The organism is Bosea vaviloviae (assembly GCF_001741865.1).
GTDB classification, from domain to species: domain Bacteria; phylum Pseudomonadota; class Alphaproteobacteria; order Rhizobiales; family Beijerinckiaceae; genus Allobosea; species Allobosea vaviloviae.
The window spans coordinates 2,764,806-2,784,249 of sequence record NZ_CP017147.1 but is presented as its reverse complement, the minus strand read 5'-3'; the positions used below and the strand labels follow the sequence as shown (position 1 = coordinate 2,784,249).

Here is a 19,444-nt window from a genome sequence, read left to right as displayed (position 1 = left end):
AACGTTAACGTTTCATTACCCGTACAGGATTCATTGATTCGATCGCTACAACCTGGAGGCGAATTCTTGCACTCCGATTCAACTCAAGGCTAGACAAACCGGCCCGCGCGGATTCAACTCAAAGTGATTCGAGGGGATGCGGCACGTCTCCCGATCTTACTGACGGTACCGAATATCCGAAGGGGGACGGGCATGACGCGTGCCAACGCGAGCTGCGCATCTATGCGCGCAGACACGATTCTGGGGGTCGCCAGATCGCTGACGCACCCGCTTTATCGGCGTTTCGAGAGCCTCGAACCGATCTTCCGCAAAGTCTTGCCGGCGCTCGTCGCCGTGTTCATGCTCATCCTGGGCGCCGGGGCCCTGGTTCAAACCTCGGCCATGCGAGATGACGCCCTGGTCGATGCTGCAGGCGACATCGACCTCGTCTCGGCGCTGATCGTGCGAGAACTTGAGATCGCCGTCCAGACCGGCGCCTCGCCTGCGTCTCTTCTTGCAACGCTGGCCTCCAAGCACCTCGCCCCCCATGGCCGCATCGTCCATGTCAGCGCAGCCGACGGGCAGGTCATCGCCAGCGAGCCCGTCATCGGCCAGACCCAGCGCACGCTGGTCGACCTCCTCGGCCAGACCCAGCCGCTGACCGTGTTCGGCGACCGCGCCGGCGTGATGCGCATCACCCTGCCGGGCGCGACCGAGGTGTTCGCGACCGTCCGCAATCTTCCGGCCCCGCTCGGCCAGGTCGCGGTGATGCAGCCCGTGTCCCGGGCGCTCGCGACCTGGCAGCAGCGCCGCAGCGCGCTCCTGGCGCTGATCGGCTCAGCCGCGCTCGTGCTCGTCGCCCTCACCCTCGCCTTCATCCTGCAATCGCGGCGAGCCTCGGCGGCCGACGAGGATTGCGACCGCGTGCGCCAGCGCATCGACTCCGCCCTGAACCGCGGCCATTGCGGCCTGTGGGACTGGGATCTGGCGCGTGGCCGGATCTACTGGTCGGATTCGATGTACGCCATGCTCGGCTATGACCGCTCCGGCGACTACATGTCCTTCGGCGAGGTCAGCGCCTTCATCCATCCCGACGATGTCGATCTCTACGCGCTCGCCGATGCGATCAGCCGCGGCGAAGCCGAGCATCTCGACCAGGAGTTCCGCGTGCGCGGCGCCTCCGGCGAATGGGTCTGGCTCAAGGCCCGGGCCGAACTCGTGATCGACCGCCGGACCCATTCGCAGCATCTCGTCGGCATCGCCGTCGACATCTCCGAGCAGCGCAACATGGCCGAGCGCACGGCGACCGCCGACGCCCGCCTGCGCGACGCCGTCGAGGCGATCTCCGAGGCCTTCGTGCTCTGGGATGCCGATAACCGCCTCGTCCTGTGCAACGCGAAGTACCAGCAGCTCCACCAGCTCCCCTCGGAACTGCTCCAGGTCGGCATCGGCCATGATCAATTGATGGCGCTGAGCGCCCAGCCCAATATCGACCGCGAGCCGGTGCGCACCATGCGCGGCACGGTCGGCGCCTCGTCCTATGAGGCGCGCCTGTCTGACGGCCGCTGGCTGCAGATCAACGGCCGCCGCACCAAGGATGGCGGCTCGGTCTCGGTCGGCACCGACATCACCAAGCTGAAGCAGCAGGAGGAGCGCCTGACCCAATCGGAGCACCAGCTCCTGATGCATGTCACCGACCTCAAGGCCTCGCGCCAGAAGCTGGAAGCGCAGGCGCAGCAGCTCGCCGACATGGCCGAGCGCTATCTGGAGCAGAAGGCTGCGGCCGAGAGCGCCAACCGGGCCAAGTCGGAATTCCTGGCCAATATGAGCCATGAACTGCGCACGCCGCTCAACGCCATCATCGGCTTCTCCGAGATCATGGAAAACGGCCTGTTCGGCAGCCTCGGCTGCGACCGCTATCTCGACTATGTCCGCGATATCCGCTCCAGCGGCGGCTATCTGCTCGGCGTCATCAACGACGTCCTCGACATGGCCCGCATCGAGGCCGGCCGGATGCGGCTCGAGAAATCCGACGTCGCGGTGGGCCTGGTCATCGACGAAGCCGTCCTCAAGGCGCGCAGCGAAATCGACCGCAAGCACCTTGCGCTGCGCATCGAGGGGCCGCGCGACCTGCGCCTGGAGGCCGATCCGCACGCCCTCTACCAGATCCTCGGCAATCTCATCGACAACGCGGTCAAGTTCACGCCCGAAGGCGGGCAGGTCGCGGTGCGGCTGCGCCAGGTACCGGGTGCGCTCAACATCTATATCGAGGACACCGGCATCGGCATTCCCAAGGAGAAGATCGACCGTATCGGGCGCCCCTTCGAGCAGGTCGAGGGCGACCTCACCCGCAGCTATCAGGGCTCAGGGCTCGGTCTCGCCATCGCCCGCTCGCTGGCAGAACTGCATGGCGGCTCGCTGCGCCTGCGCTCATCGATCGGCGCCGGCACCATCGTGATGGTGCATCTGCCGCTGGATGGCGGCACCGGGCGCATCACCGCCCAGGCGGCCTAAGGAACCACGCCGTCATTCCGGGGCAGCCCACAGAGGCGAGCCCGGAACCCATGATCACGAGGCTGCTCCGGTTCGTCATGCTCGCCCTTGTGGCGAGCATCCACGTCTTGAACACAGGCCTCGACGCACGAAGACGTGGATGGTCGGGGCAAGCCCGACCATGACGAAGGGGTCCCGATCTCGATCCTGCAGCCTGCCCCGGAATGACGGCGGTGCGTCCGTGACAAGTCATTGCGCCCTTCACCCGGCGCGGGCCGCGCCGAGCAGCTTCTGGAACAGGGCGCGGACACCGGCGCGCATCTCGTCCAGCTCCGCCCGCAGCACCTTGGCGTCCGGCCGGCCCACAGCCGTCGCAATCCGCTTGAGCACGCGCGGCGGCACGGCGGCGGGATCGAACGTCTCGTCGACGGTGAAACGCTGCCAGAGCTGAACATCGCCGATCAGCCTGTGCGCTTCGATGAGGAACGCCGCATCGGCCGCCGACAGCAATCCAACCTCCCGCGCCGCGGCAAAAACCGAGGCGGTATCGGGCGCGACCAGGCCAGGGTGGCGCGCGGCATGGGCCAGCACCAGGAACTGCGCCAGGAAATCCAGATCGGTCAGGCCACCCGTCACGAGCTTCAGATCCCAGGGATCGGTCTCGCCCTTCTCCTTGGCGATCAGGGCGCGCATCTCCAGCACCGCGGCGGCAACCTTCGCCGGCTTGCGCTCGCGCCGCAGGATCAGGGTCATCGCAGCCTGAGCCCGCTGCGCCAGCCCGGCATCGCCGGCGACAACGCGAGCGCGCGTCAGCGCCATCTCCTCCCAGATCTCGGCCTCGCCCGTGTGATAGGCCTCGAAACCGGAGAACTGGGTCGCCGCCGGGCTTTTGTTGCCGGTCGGCCGCAGGCGCATATCGACCTGGTAGAGCCCACCGCGCCGCGTCGGCACCGTCAGCGCCGCAACCAGCCGCTGGGTGAAGCGGACATGCCAGGTGACGGGGTCGAGGCTTTTGGCGCCGTCGCTCGGGCCGGCGTCTTCCGGCCGGTCATAGAGCAGGATCAGGTCGAGATCGGAGGACGGCGTCAGCTCGCCCGCGCCGAGCCGGCCCAGCCCCAGCACCACCGTCTCCGCGCCCGCAATGAGGCCATGGTCGGCGGCGAAGGCGGCGCGCGTATCGTCGAAGGCGACGCGCAGGCAGCCTTCGGCCACGGCGCAATAAGCCTGGCCCGCCTGCTGGGCCCGGTAGACGCCCGAAATCAGGCGCGCGCCGACCAGGAAATTCTCCTGCCGCGCCGCATCGCGCAGACGGTCGAGCCCGTCCTCGACGCTGGGCGGCGGATTGCCGACGACGGCCCTGATGCGACCGGTCAAGGCATCGGTGTCAAGATTGGCCGAGGTGAAGGCCGGGTCGATGATGCCGTCGAGGACATGGGGATAGAGCGCGGCGACCTTGGCGAGCCTCGGCGCGCTGCCGAGGATGTCGGCGAAGATCGTCAGCAGCGAGGCATGCGAGCGCAGTAGCGTCAGCAATTCAACTGCCGCCGGCATGCGCACGAAGGCGTTGTCGAGATGGGCGAGCGCGCCATCGGGATCGACGGTGCGGCCGAGCGCCACCAGCAGCGCCGGCGTGAGCTCCGTCAGAACCTCGCGGGCGCGAGCGCTGGTGACGGCGGCGCGGCGGCCGAAATGCCAGCCGCGCACCGTCTCGGCAGCGGTGCCCGGATCGCGGAAGCCCAGCTTGCGCAAGGTCGCCAATGTGTCCGGGTCGAGCTCGGTGCCGGTGAAGCTCAGCGTGCCCGCTTCGCTGGCCAGGCTCGGCCCCTCCTCGAAGAGCAAGGCGTAGTGCCCCTCGACGCGCCTGGCATGAGCCGTCAGCGCCTTGCCGAAGGCCGCAGTCGAGGGATAGCCGCAGAAGCGCGCGAAGGCTTCGAGATCGCCCTTCGCCTTGGGCAGGGTCTGCGTCTGCTCGTCATGGCGCATCTGCAGGCGATGCTCGATCACGCGCAGATAGCGATAGGATTCGGCCAGCTCGTCGCGCGCCTTGGGCGTGATCCAGCCCTCATGCGTCAGTTCGCCGAGCATCTCCAGCGTGCGCGGGCCGCGCAGGGCCGGGCGCCGACCGCCGAAGACAAGCTGCTGCGTCTGCACGAAGAACTCGATCTCGCGGATGCCGCCGCGCCCGAGCTTCACATTATGGCCTTCGACCGCGATCGTCTCATGGCCCTTCACCGTCTGGATCTGGCGCTTCATCGCATGGATGTCGGCGATCGCGGCGAAGTCGAAATATTTGCGCCAGATGAAGGGCGCGAGATCGGCGAGGAAGCGCTTGCCCAGTGCGAGGTCGCCCGCGACCGGCCGCGCCTTGATCATGGCGGCGCGTTCCCAGTTCTGGCCGACGGTCTCGTAATAGGAATAGGCTGATGGCAGCGCGACCGCGACATGGGTCGAGGCCGGGTCCGGCCGCAGGCGCAGATCGACGCGGAAGACATAGCCGTCGGGCGTGCGCTCCTGGATGATGCGGGCGATGGCTTGCGTCAGCTTGACGAAGAAGCTCGACGGCTCGGCGACGCCCGCAGCCTCGGCGGTTTCAGGATCGAAGAAGACGACGATATCGATGTCGGAGGAGTAGTTCAGCTCGCCCGCGCCATGCTTGCCGAGCGCGAGCACGACGAGGCTGCAGCCCACGCCGGGATCGGCCGGATCGCTCAAGCGGATGCGGCCAAGATCGGCCGCCTGCCGCAGGACATGCTCGGTCGCGAGACGCACGGCGGCATCGGCCATCGCCGTCAGCGCTGCCGTGACCGCCTCGACATCCCAGACGCCGCCGATATCGGCGAGCGCGATCAAGAGCGCCATCGCCTGCCGGAAACGGCGCAGGGCGCGCATGAGTTCGGCCGTCTCGACGCCCGACGCGGCGGTCGCCGCGATCTCGGCCAGCAAGGCATCGCGGCGCGCTTCCGGCGCTGTCGTCAGCGCCGAGACGAGGCCCGCGGGATCAAGCCGCATGATCTGCGTCAGGAAGGGCGAATGCGCCAGGATGCCGGCGACGAGATCGACTGATGCCGGGTTGGCGGCGAAGTGCTGCGTCAGAGCCTCGGCGGCTTGATCGTCGCGCAGGCGCTCGATCAGCTCGCGCACCAGGAGCACCTCGCGGCGGGCTTTGGCCGGCAGCACGGGCGCGGCCTTCAATCGATCGCAAAGCCGCCCGTCCATCGTCTCAGTCCCGCCAGTCAAGCCGACTGCAAGCCAGCAGGGTTCGGCTGCGCTGTCGAGGCCGGGAGCGCGCCGCCCTCGGGCATGTCCACAGGCTTCGGCTGCACTTGCGGCAGGGAGATCACCACGCGCAGGCCCGGCGCATTGTCCTCCAGCCTGAGCTGGCCGCCATGCAGCCTGACGACGCCGGCCGCCAGCGAGAGGCCGAGCCCGAAGCCCGGCTTGCTGCGGCTCTGGTCGAGCCTGACGAAGCGCTCCAGCACGCGGCCGCGATCGGCCTCCGGGACGCCCGGGCCATGATCGGCGACGACAAGCTCGATCTCGGAGCCGACAGGAGCCGCCGAGACGACGACCGTCGCCGCGCCCGCCTCGACCGGCTGGCCGTATTTCAGGGCGTTATCGATCAGGTTGGCGAGCGCCTGGCCAAGCAATTCGCGATTGCCCGAGACATGCAATTCCGGCGCAACCTCAGTGACCAGCGAGAGGCCTGCCTCCTCGGCCAGCGGCTCGTAGAGCTCCGCCATGCCGGAGACGATCTCGGAGAGGTCGAGCGCATCCATGCTGTCCTGGATGCGGCCGGTCTCGAGCCGCGCGATCATCAAGAGCGCATTGAAAACGCGGATCAGGTTGTCGGCCTCGTCGATCGAGCCGTCGAGCGCGGCGCGCAGCGCGTCGGGCGATTTCGCCGTGCGCAGTGCCTCCTCGGCGCGGTTGCGCAGCCGGGTCAAGGGCGTCTTCAGGTCATGGGCGATGTTGTCGGAGACCTGCTGCATGCCGGCCATCAATTCGCCGATGCGGTCGAGCATGGCATTGAGGTTCAGCGCGAGACGATCGAGCTCGTCGCCCGTGCCCGAGATCGACAACCGGCCCTTCAGGTCGCCGGCCATGATCGACTGGGCCGTATCGGTCATGCCGTCGACGCGCTTCAGCACGCGGCGCGCCACGAACCAGCTCGCGAAGCAGCCGAGCACGAAGACCAGCAGCAGCGACCAGCCAGCCGCGCGCCTGATCACCACGCCGAGACGCTCGCGCTCCTCGACATCGCGCCCGACCAGCAGCCTGAAACCCGCAGGCAGCACGAAGACGCGCACGATCGCGCGGCTCGGCGTGTCGACCGCATCGGCGGAGCGCGCATATTCGATCTCGCTCTCGCCCGGCCGGTCGAGCGCGCCGGGCGGCACGGCCTCGACATTGCCGGCGAGACGATCGCCCACCGGTGTGGTGACGAGATAGAGCGAGGCGCCGGGCCCGCGCGAGCGCCGCTCGATGATGTTGACGAGCCGCCTGATGCCGCCCTGGCGCTGCTGCTCGGCAAGCCCCTGGATCTCGGCATCAATGGTCGAGCGGATCTGGTCGTCGAGCAGGCGCCTGGCATTCCAGGCGACATAGCCCAGCACGAAGCCGGCGAAGAGCGCGAAGATGACGAGATAGACCGCCGTAAGCTTGAAGGCGGTGGTGCGGAACAGGTTTGGCAACAGATGCGTGGTCGTCTTGCGCGGGACGCTCTGCGTAGCCGCGCCCTGCCCCGCAGGATCAGCGCGCCGTGTCACGGACCATGTATCCCGCGCCGCGAATGGTGTGGATCATCGGGTGTTCGAAGCCCTTGTCGACCTTGGCGCGCAGGCGGCTGACATGCACGTCGATGACATTGGTCTGGGGGTCGAAATGATAGTCCCAGACATTCTCCAGCAGCATGGTGCGCGTCACCACCTGCCCGGCATGCTTCATCAGATATTCGAGCAGGCGGAACTCGCGCGGCTGCAGCGGAATCTCCTCTTCGCCGCGCGCGACGCGGTGGGCGAGCCGGTCGAGCGCGAGATCGCCGACGCGATAGGTCGTGGGCTCGGAAGCCGGCGCGGCGCGGCGGCGCGACAGCACCTCGACCCGCGCGAGCAGTTCGGAAAAGGCATAGGGTTTCGGCAGATAGTCGTCGCCGCCGGCGCGCAGGCCCTTCACGCGGTCATCGACCTGCGCCAGCGCCGAGAGGATCAGCGCCGGGGTCACGTCGTTCTGCTCGCGCAGCGAGCGGATCAGTGACAGCCCGTCGAGGCGCGGCAGCATGCGGTCGACCACCAGCACGTCATAGCCGCCGCCTTCCGCCATGGCGTAGCCTTCGAGCCCGTCAGCGGCATGGTCGGCGACATGGCCGGCCTCGCGGAAGGCCTTGGTCAGATAGGCCGCTGCCTCGGCATCATCTTCAACGATCAAGAGTCGCATGGGATAAGCCTATCCTACAAAACGCAAAAACGGCAGGCCGGACGATACGCATCCGGCCTGCCGCGGTGAAGGCTGGTCTCCCGGTGGGGGCGACAGGAACCGTGAGACTCGAGCCTGCCCCTGTTTAGGCCGCCGGCTGGCGGCCAACCTCGAAGCTGAGCTGGCGCTCCTTGCCGTCACGCCAGACCGTGAGACTGGTCTTGGTGCCCGGCGCGAACTTGGCGATCCGGCGCGAAAGGTCGCGCGCATCCTTCACCTGCTCGCCATTGACGGCGACGATGGTGTCTCCGCGCCTGACGCCGGCCTTGGCGGCCGGGCCGTTCTGCTCGGCGCTCGCGACCAGGGCGCCACGCGCCTCCTTGAGGCCGATCGCGTCGGCGACTTCGCTCGTCACCGGCTGAATCTGCACGCCGATGAAGCCGCGCGCGACCGAGCCGTCCTTCTTCAGCGCATCGACGACCTGCTCGACGGTCGCGGAGGGAATGGCGAAGGCGATGCCGACGCTGCCGCCCGAGGGTGAGAAGATCGCGGTGTTGACGCCGATGACCTGGCCCTGCTGGTTGAAGGTCGGCCCACCCGAATTGCCGCGGTTCACCGGCGCGTCGATCTGCAGGTAATCGTCATAGGGGCCCGAGCCGATATCGCGTCCCTGCGCCGAGACGATGCCGGCGGTCACGGTGCCGCCGAGCCCGAAGGGGTTGCCGACAGCCAGCACCCAGTCGCCGATGCGCGGCTTGGCCGAGGCGAGCTGGACGTACTGGAAATTGCCGCCGTCCTTGACCTTCAGCAGCGCGAGATCGGTGCGCGGATCGGTGCCGACGACCTTGGCCTCGAGCGTCTTGCCGTCATCGGTGACGAGCTGGACCTCGACCGCGTTCTCGACGACGTGGTTGTTGGTCACGACATAGCCGTCCTGGCTGACGAAGAAGCCGGAGCCCTGCGCCATGCCCTGGCGCGGCTGCGGCCGGCCCTGGCGCGGGCCGTCCTGACGCGGACCATCCTGGCCGTCCTGGCGGAAGAAGCGCCGCAGCCCGGGCGGCAGATCGTCCAGGCTGCCCTGGCCGTCCTCATCGGTGGCGGCGACGGTCTGGGTCTTGACGCGGACGGAGACGACGGCGGGCTTCACCTTCTCGACGATGTCGGCGAAGGAGGGCAGCTGCGTCTGGACACCCGAGAGCTGAATCGGCTGGGCGAAGGCGCGGTGATCGAGCTTCAGCGCGCCATCGGCGATACCGGCGGCAAGGCCGATGCCGAGCGTGGCGGCGCCGGCGATCAGGACGCCGCGCTTCAGAATGGATCTTGAGGTGGTGGTCGTCATGGCGAAACCCTCGGTCAAATCGGCAGGGCCTTCCCTGTCTGTGCGAGGGACCATGACGGGCGCAGCCTTACCCGGATTTGGCGCGAAGATGACGATTTCGTAAGGTTGGGGCGGGCTCGCCCCCGCACGCTTGACGGGCGTTTACGCTGCAGGAACACTCCATCCGCGAACCGATATTCGCCGGGGGGATTGGTAATGGGCGTTCTCAGACATGCGGTCGCCGCCATGCTGCTGCTCGGCAGCAATGCGGCGCTGGCGCAGACCGTCACGGCCTATCAATCCGGGCTGCGCATAGCCGAGGGGCGAGGCTACGCCAATGCCGGCTGCTATGCGCAGGTCTTCGCCAAGCACGCCGTCGTCGTGGAGAAGGCCAATGGGCGGCGGAACTGGCACGCAGCCTCGACACCGGCCTATAATGCCGAGCAGCACAGCCGATGTGGGATCGACCGGCTGGCCGATCGGGCGGCGCGCCGGCAGGAAGGGCAAACCGCCGGATACTCCGCGCCGAGAGCTGCCGGCCAAATTTATGCCGTCGGGCTGAAGATCGCGGCGGAACGGGGACATAGCGGCGCAAAAGCTGCATGTTTCGCGCGCACCTACGCGACATATGCCTCAAGCCGGCCATCTGCGAGCGGCAGGGCCGCCTATGCCGTCTCCGGCCGAAATCATACGTCCTATGCGGCGGAACTCTCCAGCCAATGCGGCATCAGCCGCTAGACTCTGATGATTTCAGCTGGAACCACGCCGTCATTGCGAGCGCAGCGAAGCAATCCAGGGGGGGCGTAGAGCGAGCCCTCCTGGATTGCTTCGTCGCTCACGCTCCTCGCAACGACGGTTCAAGCCAGATGGAAAACCCGTTGGCATGAGATGCGGTCTACTCGCCGTCCCGCTTCATCAGCGCTTCGATGCGCGCCTGCTCGTCGGGAGACAGCGGCGCTGCCGCCCCGCCCAGCGGCTTCATGCGCCGCCCGCTGCGCCAGATGAAGGCGAGGCCGAAGAGCAGGATCAGGAAGGGCCCGGCCCAGAGCGCCACGGTCGCGATCGTGAAGGGCGGGCGCAGCAGCACGAAATCGCCATAGCGCGCGACGACGAAATCCTGCACCGCCGCGTCGCTGTCGCCGGCGACCAGCCGCTCGCGCACCAGGATGCGCAGATCGCGGGCCAGGGGCGCGTCGGAATCGTCGATCGACTGGTTCTGGCAGACGAGGCAGCGCAAGCCGCCGGAAATCGCCCGGGCGCGGTGTTCGAGCGCGGCGTTCGGCAGAACCTCGTCAGGCTGGACGGCGCGACCTGGGCCGGCCCAGCCCAGACAAAGCGCAACGATGACAAGGGCGCGCAGCATCGGCCTCACTCCGCCGGTTGAGGCGCGGCGGGGACGGGTTTGGCGCGGGCAGGCTTTTTGTCGGCAGGCTTGGCACGCTGCGGCGCCGCCAGCCGGAAGCGCCGGTCGGTCAGCGAGAGCGCGCCGCCGAAGGCCATCACGATCGCGCCGATCCAGATCAGCAGGATCAGCGGCTTGTCGTAGAGCCTGACGGCGATGCCACCATCGCTCTCGATCTCGCCTACATTGACATAGGCCTGGCTCAGGCCGTCGGTGCGGATGCCCGCTTCACTCGTCGGCATGGCGCGGGCCGTGTAGACGCGCTTCATCGCCTCGACGGGCTTGAGCGGCCTGTCGCCCGACAGGATGCGGAAACGCACCACATCCTCGCGGAAATTGGGGCCGGGGCGCGGGGTGATGCTTTCGAGCACCACGGTATAACGGCCGCTGGTCAGGCTTTCGCCCGGCTTCAGGATGCCGATCGCCTCCGTGCTCCAGGCGGCGGCGGCGATGCCGATCACGCTCAGGCCGACGCCGGCATGGGCGAAGGCCGTGCCCCAGGCGGAGCGCGGCAGGCCCTTCGCCCGCGACAGAACGGCCCGCAGGCCGCTGGCGCGCGCGACAATGCGCTCGCCGAGGTCGAAGATCGCGCCAGTGACCAGGAAGACGCCAAGCCCGATGCCGAGCGGCGCCAGGACCGGCCCGCCGCGCATATAGGCGAGCACGCCGACCGCAACGAGGATGCCGAGGCCGAAGGCAGCGGCAGTGCGCTGCGCCGCGCCGAGCAGATTGCCACGCTTCCAGGCAAGCGACTGGCCGAGCGGCAGGACCAGCAGCAGCGGCACCAGCAGCGGCACGAAGGTCGCGTTGAAGAAGGGCGGGCCGACCGAGATCTTGTCCCCGGTCAGCATCTCCAGCACCAGCGGATAGAGCGTGCCGATGAAGACCGTGGCGCAGGAGGTCGCGATGAAGACGTTGTTGACGACGAGCGCGCCCTCGCGGGAGACCGGTGCGAACAGGCCGCCCTGCCTGAGCAAGGGCGCACGCCAGGCGAAGAGCGCCAGCGAGCCGCCGACGAAGACAATCAGGATCGCGAGAATAAAGAGCCCGCGCGCCGGGTCGCTGGCGAAGGAATGCACCGAGGTCAGCACGCCGGAGCGGACGATGAAGGTGCCGAGCAGCGAGAGCGAGAAGGTCAGGATCGCGAGCAGGATCGTCCAGACCTTGAGCGCGTCGCGCTTCTCCATCACCACGGTGGAATGGATCAGCGCCGTGCCGGCAAGCCAGGGCATCAGCGAGGCGTTCTCGACCGGATCCCAGAACCACCAGCCGCCCCAGCCGAGCTCGTAATAGGCCCAATAGGAGCCCATCGCGATGCCCAGCGTCAGGAACACCCAGGCGAGCAGCGTCCAGGGCCGGACTGCGCGCGCCCAGACCGCGTCGATCCGCCCGTCGATCAGGGCGGCGACCGCGAAGGCATAGGTGATGGAGAAGCCGACATAGCCGACATAGAGCAGCGGCGGATGGATCGCGAGACCGAGATCCTGGAGGATCGGGTTGAGATCCTGGCCCTCGCCCGGTGCCGGATCGAGCCGCCGGAAGGGGTTCGAGGTCAGAAGCGTGAAGGCGAGGAAGGCGACCGTGACCGCGCCTTGGGCGGCGAGCGTGCCGGCCCGCAACCGCGCCGGCAGCGAGCGGCGCGACAGCGCGACCAGCGCCCCGAACAGCGTCAGGATCAAGACCCAGAGCAGCATCGAGCCTTCGTGATTGCCCCAGGCCGAGGTCAGTTTGTAGATCAGCGGCTGGGCCGAATGCGAGTTCGAAGCGACGTTCTCGACCGAGAAATCGGACCGGACATAGGACGCGACCAGGGCCGCGAAAGCCAAGGCGACCAGCAGGAAGCAGGTGATCGCCGCAGCGGTGCCGACCGAGGCCAGCGCCCGGTCATGACGCGCCACGCCCCAGAGCGGCACCAGGGCCTGCACCACGGCAACGCCAAGCGCCAAGGCAAGCGCGAAATGGCCGATCTCGACGATCATGCGCGCCTCATTTGGTGACGGGGGGTGGCGTGGCGGGGGATGGGTTCGGGCCCGCCGCTCCCGGCTGCCAATGACCCTGCTTCTTCAGCGTGTCGGCGACCTCGCGCGGCATATAGGTCTCGTCATGCTTGGCCAGGACGGAGTCGGCGCGGAAGCGGCCCGCGCCCTCGAAGACGCCTTCGGTGACGACTCCCTGCCCTTCGCGGAAGAGATCGGGCAAGAGCCCCTGATAGGTCACGTTGAGCGTGGTCTTGCTGTCGGTGACCGCGAAGACGACGCGCTGACCCGGGCCACGCACGACGGACCCTGTCTCGACCAGCCCGCCGAGCCGCATGCGCGTGCCGGGCGCGAGCCCCTTCTCGACGATCTCGGTCGGTCCGTAGAAGAAGACGATGGTGTCGCGCATGGCGACGAGCACCAGCCCGGCGGCAAGGCAGAGCACGACGCCGGCGGCGCCGATCAGGGCCAGACGGCGCTGCTTGCGGGTCCAGCGGCGCTTGGCGGCGACCGGACGCAACGGCTCGGCAGCGGGCTCGGCAGTGGGCTCGGCAGCAGTCATGGCGCCGGCTCCTTCAGCCCGAGTTCGCCCGCGAGCTGGTCGAGCTGCACGAGTGCGGCGCTGTCCTGCGACAAGCGCGAACGCGCCATCGCGACAGCCTCGCGCGCGGCGGCCTTCTCGCCGAGCACATTCTGCGAGCGGACCAATCTTTCCCATTCGGCCAGCGTGCCGCCGCCCGCCTTCAGGCGCTCGGCCAGCCCCTCGACCATGCCACGGATCGCCGCCTGCTGATCAGCCGCCGGCAGCTTGGCGATCTCGGCCCGCGCCGTATCTCTGTCGAGCGCGTGGTTGTCGAGAGCTTGCAACCTCTGGCGCACGGCCGGGGCCCAGGCTGCGCCGGGCGGCGCATCCTTGAGCAGGCTTTCGAACGCGGCAACAGCGCCCTGGCTGTCGCCGTCCTGTTCCCTGGCGATGGCGAGAAAGTAGCGCGCGCGGGGATTGCCGGGTTCGCGCTTGAGCGCCTCGGCGAGGGTTTCGCGCGCTTCCACCGTCACCACGCCGCCGGCCGTAAGGATCTGAGCCTCGCCGAGACCGGCGCGCATCTCCGCCCCGTCCTCGCCATTGCGGATCGCAGCAGTGAAGGCGCGCGCCGCGTCTTCGGGCCGGCCCTGCCGCAGATAGACCGGCGCGAGCACCGCCCAGCCGCGCCCATCTGCCGGATTAGCCGCCAGATGCGCCTCGATGCGGGCCAGCGACACCGCGAAATCCTGCTGCGACGGATCGCTGCGCAACCGCGCCGACAGCGGCTGGTCAGGACGCGTGGGCGAGCCATAGGCGCCATAGACCAGCAATGCGAGCAGCGGCACAAAGGACAAGGCCAAAGCCGAGCTGGCGCGGCGGCGGCGCAGGGACGATTCCGTCTCGCCGGCCGGATCGCCCTCCTTGTCGGCCGCGCGCAGCAGGCGCCGCGCGGCTTCGACACGGGCAGCTTCAGCCTCGGCCGGGCCGATCAGCGCGCGGCCGAGGTCGCGGTCGATCTCATTGACCTGGGCGCGATAGAGGCTCGCGGCATCCGAGCCGTCGGCGAAAGCCGCGCCCTGGCCACGGCCGAGCGGCCAGAGCAGCGCGAAAACCGCCGCCCCCGTCATGACCGCAAAGATGATCCAGATCAGCATCAGGAACTCTTAGACAATCGCGGGCCGCGCTTCACGCGCGAAGGTGGCGACAAAGGGTCACGCAGGCGCCTCATCTCAGACCGCGCTTCTTGTCAGAGCGCATTTGGACATTCGAGCCCTCATCCCGAGAGTCTTCTGTCCTGACCACCTACGCGCCGTCATTCCGGACGCAGCGAAGCGGAGATCCGGAATCCATCGGAGGGCACTGAACTCTACGATGGATTCCGGATCGGCGCCGCTAACGCGGCTTGTCCGGAATGACGATGCGGGTGATGGCAAGCGATAGGAACCTCCTGATATTGCCTGGCTCATGTCAGGTCAGATTCAAACGGAAGGCAGGACGAGGCGCGCCCGCAAGCCGCCCAGCGGCGATTTCTGCAGCGAGAGGCCGCCGCCATAGAGCTTCGCGAGATCGGCGACGATCGACAGGCCCAGCCCCGAGCCCGGAATCGTCTCGTCGAGCCGCCGGCCGCGCTTCAGCACATCCGCCATCGCCTCGTTCGGCAAGCCCGGACCGTCATCGTCGATCAGGAGCGCGATCCGCTCGGGCCCGGCATCGGACGGCGGCGCGAGGCTGACCTCGACGGTCGCATCCGCCCATTTGAAGGCATTGTCGAGCAGATTGCCCAGCATCTCCTCGAAATCCTGCTTCTCGCCACGAAACCGGATTCCGGCCGGCACGCTATGCGAGCCCGTGATGCCGCGCCCCTGCGAGATCTTCGAGAAGGTGCGGATCAAGGCGTCGAGCGAGGGCGCGGTCTCGGTCACCCCGCCGAGCGCGCCCGACAGCGCGGCTGCCCGGGCGCGGTCGAGATAATACTGAACCTGGTCGCGCATGATCGCGGCCTGCGTCTTGACCATGTCGGGCAGCGCGCCCTCCCCGGCTTCCGCCTCGTTCAGCATGACGCTGAGCGGGGTCTTCAGCGCATGCGCGAGATTGCCGACCTGGGTGCGCGCCCGCTCCAGGATTTCGCGATTGGCGTCGATGAGCTGGTTCAGTTCTCCCGCCAAGGGCGCGAGATCGGGCGGGTATTGGCCTGCGATACGCGGCGCCTCGCCGGTGCGAACAGCCCCGACAGCGCTTCCCAGCCGCACCAGCGGCCGCAGGCCGAAGCGCACCTGGATGAGCGTCGAGGCGACGAGCGCAAGGCCGAGCAGGACGAAGGTCAGCGTCAGGGCGAAGCGGAAATCGCGGATATCGCCGTCGATCTCGTCGGCGGGAGCCCCGACCGCCACGGTGAAGCGGCCATCCTCGCCGACATCGATCTCACGTTCGAGGATGCGCAAGGCGCGGTCATCGGGCCCCGAAACATAGGTTTCGCGCAGGCCCCGCGCATTGGGCGCCAACTGCTGGTCGAGCAATTTCGGCAACTGGCTGCCAACGAGCGAGCGCGAGGCGCGAATTGTCGGCTTCTCCCCGTCGAGCCGGATGATCTGCCAATACCAACCCGACAACGGCAGGTCGAAGCGCGGCTCGCCGAGATCGCCGATCGCCTGCCGCTCCGCTTCGGGCGGCGCGGCGAGATCGGCCACGAGCTCCTTGATGTAGACGCTGAGGCGCTCGTCGAAGCCGCGCTCGGCGGAGCGGCGGTAGAAGGTCGTGAGGCCGATGCCCGCCAGCATCAGCACCAGCGCGCAGCAGATCGCAGCCGAAAGGAAGAGCCGCGCGCCAATCGAATAGCGGTGCGACTTCAACGGCATCGCGCGGGATCAGACTTTTTCGGGCGCGGCGGCGATGTAGCCGAGGCCCCGCACGGTCTCGATGACCTCGACGCCGAGCTTCTTGCGCAAGCGGCCGACGAAGACCTCGATCGTGTTCGAATCCCGGTCGAAATCCTGGTCGTAGAGATGCTCGACCAATTCCGTGCGTGAGACGACGCGGCCCTGGTGATGCATCAGATAGGCGAGCAGGCGATATTCATGCGAGGTCAGCTTGACCGGGTTGCCGTCGACGACGACGCGGCTGGCGCGCGTGTCGAGCCGCACCGGCCCGCAGATCAATTCGGAGGTCGCATGTCCGGCGGCGCGGCGCAGCAGGGCGCGGACGCGCGCCAGCAGTTCCTCGACATGGAAGGGCTTGACCACATAATCGTCGGCACCGGCATCGAAGCCCGCGACCTTGTCGCTCCAGCGGTCGCGCGCCGTCAGGATCAGCACGGGCATCGTCTTGCCGGCACGGCGCCAGCCTTGCAGCACGGCGACGCCATCGACCTTCGGCAGGCCGAGGTCGAGAATGACGGCGTCATAGGGCTCGGTCTCGCCGAGATAGAGCCCTTCTTCGCCGTCAAAAGCCTTGTCGACCGCATAGCCGGCATTCTCCAGCGCGGTGACGATCTGGCGGTTGAGGTCCTTGTCGTCCTCGACGACGAGCAGTCTCACGGTCGCGTACTCCTAGTTAGCAAGGATATCCGCCTGGTTAGCAAAGATATCTGCCCAATTAGCAATGATAACTGCCTGATGAGCGATGATAGGTGGCCCGGCCGGGCTCGAATCGCGAGGCCTCGCGCTCAACGTATGGTCGCGACCTTGCCAGATTGGCCCTCGAGCGTCACGCGGGCGACGCGGCCGTCGCGCTTCAGCGTCGTGACCACATAGACATATTCCTCGCCCTGGCGGCACAGCCGAATGCGCAAAACCTCGCCCGGCGCCGCATTGCGGGCATGACGCGAGGCCTGCGCAGGCTGGATGACGCGCCCATCGGCGACGGCATCGCGCATCTCCTCGGCGGAGAGGCACGAGATCGGCGTCGGGTCATCGACCCGGATGATCGGCAGCGGGGCCGCGAGCAAAGCGAGAGCGAAGATGGGTTCAACGGGCATCATCGACATGCGCTAACCCCGGCCGACTGAACACACCATGAATACCATGGCGTGCATCGGCGCAGAGTACGTCACGCAATCGCCACCCGTCCACGCCATTCATGGCCGCGCCCGAGCACGGCGCTGATCCGGGCGATCACGAGCGCGACATCAGCCGGCAGTGCGATCCGAAATCGGCAAGCTCCTCCGCCGCACAATAAATTCGGGGCGGGCGTCTCGAAGGATGCTCCAGGAGCACGCTGCTTAGCATCGGAACCGCGCCGCCTTCCCTTACCGGGACAGGCGCGGGGAACCCTCTCCCGTAGGGAGAGGGCAGGGTGAGGGGTCGGCCGTTCGACATTTTGGCCGTGCGCCAACCGCAGCCACGCTGTGAGGCTTCCACGCGACTGGTCCAGGGGCCGACACCTCACCCCTGCCCCTCTCCTTACAGGAGAGGGGTTCCCCGCGCCTGTCTCGGGAAGTGTCAGGGCGAGAGGCGTGATGGCGCTCCGATTGCGGGTTCAAATCGGATTACGGGTTCAAATTGGCCGGCCGCCGCGCTATCCAGCCCTCCCGACGAGTAAGGAGCGCACCATGGGCCTCGGACGATTGATCGCAGCCGCGGGGCTGGCGCTGTCGGCGGTCGCCGCTCCGCAAATGGCGGGCGCGGTGGTCGGCGGTCGCGATGGCGGCCCGGCCGCGGCATCGACCCTGATGGTGCTGAACGCGCGCGGCGGCGTCTGCTCGGGCATCGTCCTGTCGTCGCGCACCATCCTGACCGCGGCGCATTGCGCCGATGGCGGCACGGATCTGCGCATCCACTGGAAGGAGGGCGGCAGCGACGAGCCTGTGCTGATCGCCCCGGCCAGCGTCGCCATCCACCCCGAATTCAATGGCGGAGCCGTCGCCAATCGCCGGCGCTCGATCGATCTCGTGCTGCTGCGCGTCCAGGTCGCGCTGCCGGCTCGGTTTGTCCCGGCGACGCTGGTCGATGGCGACCTGCCGCGCTCCGGCTCCTCGGTGACGCTCGCCGGCTATGGCGTGACCCGCGAAGGCGAGGCCCGCACGACCGGAACCTATCGCTCCGCCGGGCTCGTCACCGTCGAGCCCTATGGTCCCGGCCGTATCCTGATCTGGGCGGCGGATTCGGCCGGCCTCGGCAGGAAGGCGGGCGCCGGCGCCTGCCAGGGCGATTCGGGCGGACCGATGACATCGGCCGATGGCGGCGTCGTCGCCGTCGCCAGCTGGTCGACTGGCCCCTCGGGCAAGAGTTGCGGCTTGTTGAGCCAGGGCGTTCTCGTCGCCCCGCAACGCGGCTGGATCGACAAGACCTTGTCGAACTGGGGCGAGAGCGCCAGCTGGACAACGCGCCGCTGACGAGAGTGCCTAACAGCCTCTAGACTGGCGAGCCGCAAGCCATACATTGAAGCCAGTTCCAAGCTTGGTCGCCATCATGACATTGCGCGCAATTGCACTAGCCACTGCATTCGTGGCCGCCACCTCCCCTGCGCTCGGCGTCGTGGGCGGCACGACGTCACGGGAGGTCGGCGGCATGCGAGCCTCGACCTTGCGGGTCGAGACCAGCCGCGGCGAACTCTGCTCCGGCGCGGCGATCGCACCTGAGCTGGTCCTGACCGCCGCTCACTGCCTGATGGGCGGCGGTTCCGTCCGCGTCGTCAGCCTCGACCCACAGTTTCGCGCGCGCCGTCACGCCGTGATCGCCGTGCTGCCGCATCCGAGCTTCGTTCCGGGCACGACGCCGCGCACGCAGCCCGGCGCCGATCTCGCGGTGCTGCGGCTGGCATCGCCGCTGCCGCCCGATATCGAGCCGCTCTCGCTCGGCGGCGGCCTCTGGCAGGGCGAGGCCGTGACCATGGCGGGTTATGGGCTAGCGATCGAGGACAATAAGAGCACGGCGCGGCGCCTGCGCGAGACGCCCCTGGTCAATGCCGGCAATTACACCACGGCCAACACCGTGAAGGTCGCGGTCGACACGCAGGCCAAGGGCGAAAGCCCGGGCGCCGGCGCCTGCCGCGGCGATTCCGGCGGCCCCGTGCTGCGCGGCGCGCCCGCTTCGCGCGATCTCGTCGGCATCGTCAGCTGGTCGAGCGGTCCGCTCAATTCGCGGGTCAGGCGCATCTGCGGCGGTTTCACCGCGATCACGCCAATCAACGAGCATCGCCACTGGATCACGGAAGCGAGCACGCGCCTACTCGCGCTCGGCACTGGTGGCCGGCAGGAGGAAGCGCCCCAGCCGCCCGCCAGCTATAGCTGGTGGTTCTCGCGCTGATCCCGCGCAAGCCGAAAGCTTCAGCCGCTTGATCGCGGCGAAGTCCGCTCTCGTGGCAGGGCCGGAGACGGCCCTTTCCTGACGTCGAGCAACTGCGCT

15 protein-coding genes are annotated in these 19,444 nt (G+C 68.1%); 4 read left to right on the top strand and 11 right to left on the bottom strand.

Annotation, left to right across the window (positions count from 1 at the left end):
* Positions 1-222 precede the first annotated feature (222 nt).
* Positions 223-2,493 carry a PAS domain-containing sensor histidine kinase gene (locus BHK69_RS12915; protein WP_244548487.1) on the top strand — a complete coding sequence of 757 codons (2,271 nt, stop codon included), beginning with the start codon at positions 223-225 and terminating at the stop codon, positions 2,491-2,493.
* Positions 2,494-2,733: 240 nt separating this feature from the next.
* Here the strand turns inward: BHK69_RS12915 and BHK69_RS12910 are convergent, their stop codons facing one another.
* The 4 genes from BHK69_RS12910 to BHK69_RS12895 form a co-directional block, all read right to left on the bottom strand.
* Positions 2,734-5,688, bottom strand: coding sequence for a bifunctional [glutamine synthetase] adenylyltransferase/[glutamine synthetase]-adenylyl-L-tyrosine phosphorylase (locus tag BHK69_RS12910; protein WP_069690459.1), 2,955 nt, complete (start codon positions 5,686-5,688; stop codon positions 2,734-2,736).
* 17 nt (positions 5,689-5,705) lie between these two features.
* Positions 5,706-7,163 (bottom strand): sensor histidine kinase, encoded by a 1,458-nt coding sequence (locus BHK69_RS12905; protein WP_244548520.1) that lies wholly within the window; start codon positions 7,161-7,163, stop codon positions 5,706-5,708.
* Between the two features lie 58 nt (positions 7,164-7,221).
* Positions 7,222-7,905, bottom strand: a complete 684-nt coding sequence (locus BHK69_RS12900; RefSeq protein WP_069690458.1) for a response regulator transcription factor — start codon at positions 7,903-7,905, stop codon at positions 7,222-7,224.
* 124 nt (positions 7,906-8,029) lie between these two features.
* Positions 8,030-9,223: a trypsin-like peptidase domain-containing protein gene (locus tag BHK69_RS12895; RefSeq protein WP_083269846.1), complete on the bottom strand. Its 1,194-nt coding sequence runs from the start codon at positions 9,221-9,223 to the stop codon at positions 8,030-8,032.
* 195 nt (positions 9,224-9,418) lie between these two features.
* Here BHK69_RS12895 and BHK69_RS12890 point away from each other — a divergent pair, with 195 nt between their 5' ends.
* Positions 9,419-9,940, top strand: coding sequence for a hypothetical protein (locus BHK69_RS12890; RefSeq protein WP_069690456.1), 522 nt, complete (start codon positions 9,419-9,421; stop codon positions 9,938-9,940).
* A gap of 157 nt (positions 9,941-10,097) precedes the next feature.
* Here BHK69_RS12890 and BHK69_RS12885 read toward each other — a convergent pair whose 3' ends face one another.
* The 7 genes from BHK69_RS12885 to BHK69_RS12855 all read right to left on the bottom strand — a co-directional run bounded on the left by BHK69_RS12885 (position 10,098) and on the right by BHK69_RS12855 (position 17,076).
* Positions 10,098-10,565 carry a cytochrome c-type biogenesis protein gene (locus BHK69_RS12885; RefSeq protein ID WP_069690455.1) on the bottom strand — a complete coding sequence of 156 codons (468 nt, stop codon included), beginning with the start codon at positions 10,563-10,565 and terminating at the stop codon, positions 10,098-10,100.
* A 5-nt stretch (positions 10,566-10,570) separates the two neighbouring features.
* Entirely contained in the window at positions 10,571-12,583 is a 2,013-nt protein-coding gene (locus BHK69_RS12880; protein WP_069690454.1) for a heme lyase CcmF/NrfE family subunit, read from the bottom strand.
* 7 nt (positions 12,584-12,590) lie between these two features.
* On the bottom strand, positions 12,591-13,142 hold the full coding sequence (ccmE, locus tag BHK69_RS12875) for a cytochrome c maturation protein CcmE (RefSeq protein ID WP_083269312.1): 552 nt from the start codon (positions 13,140-13,142) through the stop codon (positions 12,591-12,593).
* Positions 13,139-14,257 carry a c-type cytochrome biogenesis protein CcmI gene (gene ccmI / locus BHK69_RS12870; protein ID WP_069690453.1) on the bottom strand — a complete coding sequence of 373 codons (1,119 nt, stop codon included), beginning with the start codon at positions 14,255-14,257 and terminating at the stop codon, positions 13,139-13,141. The genes ccmE and ccmI overlap by 4 nt, the downstream gene beginning before the upstream one ends.
* Positions 14,258-14,581: 324 nt before the next feature.
* Entirely contained in the window at positions 14,582-15,958 is a 1,377-nt protein-coding gene (locus BHK69_RS12865) for a sensor histidine kinase (protein WP_069690452.1), read from the bottom strand.
* 9 nt (positions 15,959-15,967) lie between these two features.
* Positions 15,968-16,636, bottom strand: coding sequence for a response regulator transcription factor (locus BHK69_RS12860; RefSeq protein WP_069690451.1), 669 nt, complete (start codon positions 16,634-16,636; stop codon positions 15,968-15,970).
* Positions 16,637-16,764: 128 nt separating this feature from the next.
* Complete coding sequence (locus BHK69_RS12855; protein ID WP_148663397.1) at positions 16,765-17,076, bottom strand: PepSY domain-containing protein; 312 nt, start codon at positions 17,074-17,076, stop codon at positions 16,765-16,767.
* 573 nt (positions 17,077-17,649) lie between these two features.
* On the opposite strand from BHK69_RS12855, the gene BHK69_RS12850 reads away from it, so the two are divergent.
* Together BHK69_RS12850 and BHK69_RS12845 are read left to right on the top strand one after the other, a co-directional pair.
* Positions 17,650-18,432: a S1 family peptidase gene (locus tag BHK69_RS12850; protein WP_069690449.1), complete on the top strand. Its 783-nt coding sequence runs from the start codon at positions 17,650-17,652 to the stop codon at positions 18,430-18,432.
* Between the two features lie 112 nt (positions 18,433-18,544).
* On the top strand, positions 18,545-19,345 hold the full coding sequence (locus BHK69_RS12845; RefSeq protein WP_069690448.1) for a S1 family peptidase: 801 nt from the start codon (positions 18,545-18,547) through the stop codon (positions 19,343-19,345).
* Positions 19,346-19,444 lie beyond the last annotated feature (99 nt).